A 5,896-nucleotide genomic window follows, 5' to 3' on the forward strand; every position below is an offset into this window, starting at 1 on the left:
CGGATCAGCCGGCCACCGAACGTCCGCAGGTCGAGGCCGGCCCGACCGGCGGCGTCGGCGGCATCCAGGTAGGCGATGGCGCGGGGGTATGCCTGCCGCATCTGGCGCAGGGCTGCGCCGGCGACACCGGAGGTCTGCCCGTACATCGCAGCCAGGACCGCGACCTTGGCGGTGGGTCGGTCACAGCCGAGCCGGGCCGCCACCGGCGCGTACATGTCCTCGTCCCCGGTCGCCCGGGCCAACGCGGGATCACCGGAGACGGCGGCCAACACCCGTGGCTCGATCTGGCCGAGGTCGGCCCGCACGAGCCGGTGACCGGGTTCGGCCGCCACGGCGACCCGCAGGCCGGCGGGCAGGTTGTGCAGCCCGGCCTGGGCGGTCATGCGCCCGCCGGCGCCGTCGCTGCCGCGCCAGCCGCCACGCAGCCGGCCGTCCGGGCCGACATAGCTGTCCAGCCAGCGGTACCCGTAGGTGGTCGCGATCCGCTCGGCCTTCCGCCAGGCCAGCAACGCCGCAACGACCGGGTGGACGTCGTGCAGCGGCTTCAGCCGAGCCGACCTGGTGTCCGGGACGTCGATGCCAAGGCTTAGCAGGGCGGCTCGCAGCTCCGCCGGATTACGCAGATCCACGCCGCCGCCGAGGTGGGCCAGCACCGGAGCGTCCCGTGCCCGCCGGGTGGCGACCTCCTCGGCGTCGTCCCGTGGCCGGGGGCCCGCAGCCTTGGCGATCATCTTCTGGGCGACCGTGCGGTCCAGCGGCAACCCGTCCCGCTCCAGCTCGCAGGCGAGCAGCTCCGCCGCGGACTCCGCCCAGGCCGTCAGCACCGCCAACGGCGTACCACCCGCCGCCGTCCGTGGGTTGCCCGCCGCCGTCCGCGGGTCGTCCAGCCGGCGTAACGCACGCTCCTGTGTCGCCCGGACGACGAGGGCGAGCTCCGCGAAACGGGCAGCCCGGTGCAGCCGGCCGGCCGGGTCGCCGCGGCCAGGGCGGGTCCACGTCTCGTCCGCCCAGTCGCGGCGGAGCTGGCCGTCGCCGCGGACCGGCTCGTCCGGGTCCTCCCCGTCGGCCGCGTCCTCCGCCGCGGCCAGCAGGTCGAGCTGCCCACCTCGCGCCGCCCTCCCGTCACCGGCGGGTGGCGGCAGCCCTCGGGCGGCGGCCCACACCGCGCCGGGGTCGTCCCGCCGTCCACCGTGCAACACCCGGTGGACGGCGGCCAGGTCCCAGCAGACGGCCGGACGCACGCCGGCGGCGACAAGCGGCGCCGCCGTCCTCCGAGCCGACCACCACACCCACCGGGGCGCGAAGGCGGCCTCGACCTGGGCCAGGACGGCGGACGGTTCGCAGGCCCGCACCGCCCAACAGCCCCGCTCGGACGCCAGCCCGACCCCCGCCCCGGCGACCACGACGACCGCCACCGGGTCCCGCCGTCCGACCCCGGCAGCATGCAGGCCCTGGGTGACCTCGCCGGCGGTCAGCAGCGGCATCCCCATCCGCTCATCTTCGCGCCCGTGGACCCTGCGCCGGGGACGTGGCCTCGCCCTGGCCGTGGTGATCCGTCCGGACCCGCCACGGCACGCCGGTCGAACGCACCGGGAACTCACGGTCAAGAGATCAAGGAGCACGGCCGGGGCGGGACGAGGACGGTGGTCCGCAGCCCCAGGCCGTCGGGGCGGGCAGGAACACGACCGCGGGGCCTGATGAGCGGGTGGCGAACCGGATCCCGGTCCACCACCCGCTGTCCGTGACGGCCTGAAGGTCAGCCCAGCATGTTCTCGATGAGGTCGGCGGCCCGCATGGTGCCGCCTTCGGCTCGTACGTCGGCGCGCAGTTGCGCCGAGCGGCGGGCGGTCTCTGGATCGGTGACGAGTTCGGTCAGGGCGGCCCGCAGGATCGCGGAGGTGGCCTCCGGGGTGTCGATGCGGCGGGCCACGCCTAGTTCGACGAGCCGGTCCGCGTTGGTGAACTGGTCGACGGCCTGGGGAACGGCGATCATGGGAGTTCCGGTGAACAGCCCTTCGCTGCTGCCGCCCATTCCCGCGTGGGTGATGAAGGCGTCGGCTTGCTCGAGGATCGCCAGCTGGGGAACCCAGGGGTGCACCTCGGTATTGGATGGGATGGTGCCGAGTTCCCCGGGGCCGGTGTGCTTTCCGATCTGTAGGACGACGTGCCAGCCGGGCATGTCGCCATAGGCTGCCAGGCACTGGCGGTAGAACTCCGACTGCTGTGTGTACGCCGAGCCCAGGGAGATCAGCAGCACGTTCTCGGCATCAGCCGGACGCGTCCAGCCGTTCTGCTCTGTCCGCGCGCCGAAGCAGGGGCCGACGAACGTCACCGTGTCGGTGTCGACGTGGTCCGCATGTGGCTGCATGGCCCTGGGAATCAGCGCCAGAGCCCGCGGTGGGCGGCCGGAGAAGGTGTCCACGTCGGTGGTGGACGCTCCACATCCGGCGAGCCACCGGGTGAACTTCGTCCGGTACGCGTCGGCGCCGGGTAGTTGCCACAGCTGCGCCGCGACGTCCTGCTCGTAGCCTTTCCAGGCCACGAAAGTCGGTGACAGCTGCACGAGGGGGCGGTCCTGTGCCTCGGCAAGGGCGCGGGCGGCGTAGGCGCCGATGTCGTACAGGTAGAGGTCGGCGCGGTCGTGGTCGTAGGCGGCGTGTAGCTGCGGGAGTGCCTGGACGGCGTCGTCGAGGAAGATGTTCATCGCAGCGATGGGATCGTTCGGCCAGTCGTTGTCGGCGACCGGCAGCCCGGAGTCGTATGGGACGAATTCAGCGCCGGTGGCTGTGATCAGGTCGGCCACGGCCGAATCATTGGCGTACGTCACCCGGTGGCCGCGGGTCACCAGCTTGCGGATGACCTCGATGCTCGGGAGGACGTGACTGACGGCGGGAATGCCAACCATTGCGACATGGGCACGGTGACGGGACATGGAAGACCACTCGATTCAGGTCTACGGAGAAAGGGACACGACAAACCGGTGTGTGGCCCGCGACGGCACAGCCTGCCGTGGGACACACCGGTCCGCGGGGCGGGAAACGGCGATCCCGTCCCCCGTCGATGTCAGCCGTAGATCTGACGAAAACCCATGTCCCTGACCTTAACCTGTTCCCGGGCCCGAGCTACTGCGACGGCGGCTGCGATGACCGGTCAGTTCTGGCTGTTGAGATAGCCGATGGCCATCGCACCCCACCATCCGACCTGGGACAGCACATTGCTGATCACCGATCGGGTCAGAAGCATCCGGGACGTGACGGCGGCAGGCTGTTCCAGCCGGTGCTGGACCGCCTGGATGTGCAGCCCGTTGAGTGCGATGAGGAGCACCAGCCCGATCTTCACCCGTGTCAGTGGCGCGGACAGGTCCGGTTGCAGCAGGACACCGCTGAGCACGAGCCCCGCCAGCCCGGCCCAGATCAGCACGTGCAGGCCGCTGGCCACCCGGATGACGTCCGGGAAGCCGCGTCGGCCGGACAGCCACAACAACGCGAAGAAGTCGATGGCAAGGACCGCGCCGAACCCGCCCACCAGCGCGGCGAGATGCGCGAACAGGGCGACGGTGTGCAGGATCGGGTCGGCGGTGAGGTGGGTGGCGGTCCAGACGGCTGCCGCCCATCCGAGGATGACCATTGTCCCGGTCGCGAGAAAACAGACCCACCGTGGCAGAACCCCGCCGCTGGGCGGGGAGGTCTGGGTAATGATCAGGGTTGGGACAGGTCGTGGGTCCGCGGGCAGGGAAACGAGCCGCTCGGGAGCCGTCCCCTCATGATCGGTCATAGTTGGTGCTTGAGCGCGACGTCGGCGAAGGTGGCAGTCGCGCCGCTGGTCAACGCCGGCGAGTGACCTTCTATGCCGTGTCGGAAGAAGGTCGGTACCCCGATCGTCGCGCCGGCGGCGGGCTTACGGAGCACCTGCTGCCTGCTGCTGCCCTCGTACCGGCTTGCGGCGGGCCCGACGACATAGGTGCTCCGCCGCGGCCCGGTCCGGACCTCTCCTTCCCCGGACCGGATTTCCTTGGCGGGCGTCGGGTACTGCGCGATCACGCTTTCCGGCCCCGTGGTGGGGGTGGCGGTCGAGCTGCTTACCGGGTGTCCCGGGGATGTCGTCGTGGCGTCGGTCGTCGGATCGTCGGAACGGGCGGTGAGACCGAGCGGCAGGTAGACGGGCGGCGCGAGAAGGGTTGTTCGCCGGGACACGCATCCTCCTTCAGGAAAACTTAACTTTCAACTTAAGCTAACCTAAATAAATCATGTTTCGTCAACCAAATTACTTTTCCTGGTCGCGAAAGCACTCTCCGTGAGAGTTGTCGGGCGGGGTCCTCGACGCCGCAAGTTGTACCGCTTAGGATCACGGGCACGGCATCGCGTGTCGGTCACCGGCCGGGTGAGGCATGGAGGTTGCCCGTGAGGTGCCTTGCGGAGGCATTCCACTGTGTCAGTCGAGTTGAACCACACCATCATTCATGCTCGGAACAACCGGGAATCCGCCCAGTTCCTGGCAAACATCCTGGGCCTTGAGGTCGGGACCGAGTGGGGCCCGGTCATTCCGGTTGCCACCAGCAACGGGGTCACCCTGGACTTCGCCGCCATCCCGGCGGAGTCGATCGTCATGCAACATTATGCATTCCTCATCTCGGACGAGGAGTTCGACCCGACGCACGAGCGACTCCGGCAGGCGGGGATCACCTACTACGCCGATCCGTACGGGAAGCAGCCCGGCGAGATCAGCCGCCATCACGGCGGGCGCGGGCTGTATTTCCTGGGTCCGGCCGGTCATGGCATGGAGATCATTACCCGCCCGTACGACAGCCACGAAACGACACCCCCGCCGACGCGAGGTATGTGAGGGCGGGACACTCCGAGTTTTCTCATGCATTGCGGAAATCGGGTGTGCGTTTCTCGACGGAGGCGGTCATGCCTTCCTTCTGGTCGGCCGTGGCGAAGGCGGACATCCCGGCTGCGGCCGGATTCGCCGCTATCGCGTCACCTCACCATCGGCGAGTCCGAGTTCGTCAGCCCCCAGGGGTGCGAAGAAGGCGCCGACCAGGTCGTCGCCGACCCCGGCCAGGGTTGCCGGTGACCAGTGGGGGTGCGCTTCAACCGTTTTCGCGCAGAAAAAAGCGATCATTATACGTGCCGTCTCCATCCTCGTGGAAGAACACAACCATCCACGGCCGGTATCCTGGCTCCCGGATCGGCGATGACTCCTGCTTTCCCAGCATCAGCCAGTGGCAACAGACGGAGTCTCGCTCCCCGGTTACAGTGGCGGGACCGCGCCGGACTCGCACCGGCTTCCCTGCACCGTGGACCTTCCGACACCATAAAGTAGGAAGTCCAACGATGTCGAGTGGTACCGCGAGGTCTGGGCGCCGGGAGTCCGGGACAGCCGGCATGGCCGTCGTGGACATGCGTACCTGTCTCGGGCAGGTCGCCGATCGGCGGCTGGCCCGACGCGGGTTCGCCCCGAGGGCCGCTGGGAGGGTTCGGAACGGACGCGAGGTGTTGCGAGCGCGTGCCGCCTCGCCGGTCCTATAGTCGGTTCCGGAACTGGTTCTGCCCGGTCAGCCAGGTCGGGCGTCGTAAGAGGGAACCCGGTGCGAATCCGGGACTGCCCCGCAGCGGTGAGTGGGAACGACCGCCGTCATCGGCACTGGGCTCACGACGAGCCTGGGAAGCGACGGCCAGTAGTGGGTCACCTCGGTGGCTGTGCCCGCGAGTCCGAAGACCTGTCAGTTCGCCGTGCGCCCCCGGCGTGCGGTGGTCCGGGCTTCGAGGGAGAGCCGAAGGACGTGCCACGGCTTCCGCGTGGCCTTCCTGGTCGTCGTCCTCCCACGTGCTCATGGACCCTGCGGTCCGAGCCCGCGAGGGGAGAGCGTATGACCGAGGTGGACGAGCGGCCC

The 5,896-nt window shown here is 69.5% G+C and carries 6 protein-coding genes, 1 pseudogene and 2 riboswitches; of the genes and pseudogenes, 1 reads left to right on the forward strand and 6 read right to left on the reverse strand.

Going from position 1 to position 5,896, the window contains the following annotated elements; all coding sequences use genetic code 11:
- The 4 genes from DD1DGNOD_RS13415 to DD1DGNOD_RS13430 form a co-directional block, all read right to left on the reverse strand.
- The coding region (locus DD1DGNOD_RS13415) for a DNA polymerase (protein ID WP_241255694.1) at positions 1-1,490 on the reverse strand (1,490 nt) is incomplete at its 3' end.
- A 266-nt stretch (positions 1,491-1,756) separates the two neighbouring features.
- Complete coding sequence (locus tag DD1DGNOD_RS13420; protein ID WP_241251479.1) at positions 1,757-2,932, reverse strand: macrolide family glycosyltransferase; 1,176 nt, start codon at positions 2,930-2,932, stop codon at positions 1,757-1,759.
- 218 nt (positions 2,933-3,150) lie between these two features.
- Positions 3,151-3,774: a hypothetical protein gene (locus DD1DGNOD_RS13425; RefSeq protein WP_131766732.1), complete on the reverse strand. Its 624-nt coding sequence runs from the start codon at positions 3,772-3,774 to the stop codon at positions 3,151-3,153.
- Positions 3,771-4,193, reverse strand: a complete 423-nt coding sequence (locus DD1DGNOD_RS13430; RefSeq protein ID WP_131766733.1) for a hypothetical protein — start codon at positions 4,191-4,193, stop codon at positions 3,771-3,773. Before DD1DGNOD_RS13430 ends, DD1DGNOD_RS13425 begins: the two co-directional genes overlap by 4 nt.
- Before the next feature lie 235 nt (positions 4,194-4,428).
- On the opposite strand from DD1DGNOD_RS13430, the gene DD1DGNOD_RS13435 reads away from it, so the two are divergent.
- Positions 4,429-4,842 (forward strand): VOC family protein, encoded by a 414-nt coding sequence (locus DD1DGNOD_RS13435; protein WP_131770282.1) that lies wholly within the window; start codon positions 4,429-4,431, stop codon positions 4,840-4,842.
- Between the two features lie 22 nt (positions 4,843-4,864).
- Here the strand turns inward: DD1DGNOD_RS13435 and DD1DGNOD_RS30845 are convergent.
- A pseudogene (locus DD1DGNOD_RS30845) lies at positions 4,865-4,945 on the reverse strand (enoyl-CoA hydratase); the annotation flags it as partial.
- A gap of 26 nt (positions 4,946-4,971) precedes the next feature.
- Positions 4,972-5,124, reverse strand: coding sequence for a hypothetical protein (locus DD1DGNOD_RS13445; RefSeq protein WP_206443155.1), 153 nt, complete (start codon positions 5,122-5,124; stop codon positions 4,972-4,974).
- 27 nt (positions 5,125-5,151) lie between these two features.
- Positions 5,152-5,317: riboswitch (cobalamin riboswitch) on the reverse strand.
- A 210-nt stretch (positions 5,318-5,527) separates the two neighbouring features.
- Positions 5,528-5,744, forward strand: a riboswitch (cobalamin riboswitch).
- The last annotated feature ends 152 nt before the right edge of the window (positions 5,745-5,896 follow it).

The organism is Candidatus Protofrankia californiensis, from assembly GCF_900634765.1.
Classification (GTDB): domain Bacteria; phylum Actinomycetota; class Actinomycetes; order Frankiales; family Frankiaceae; genus Protofrankia; species Protofrankia californiensis.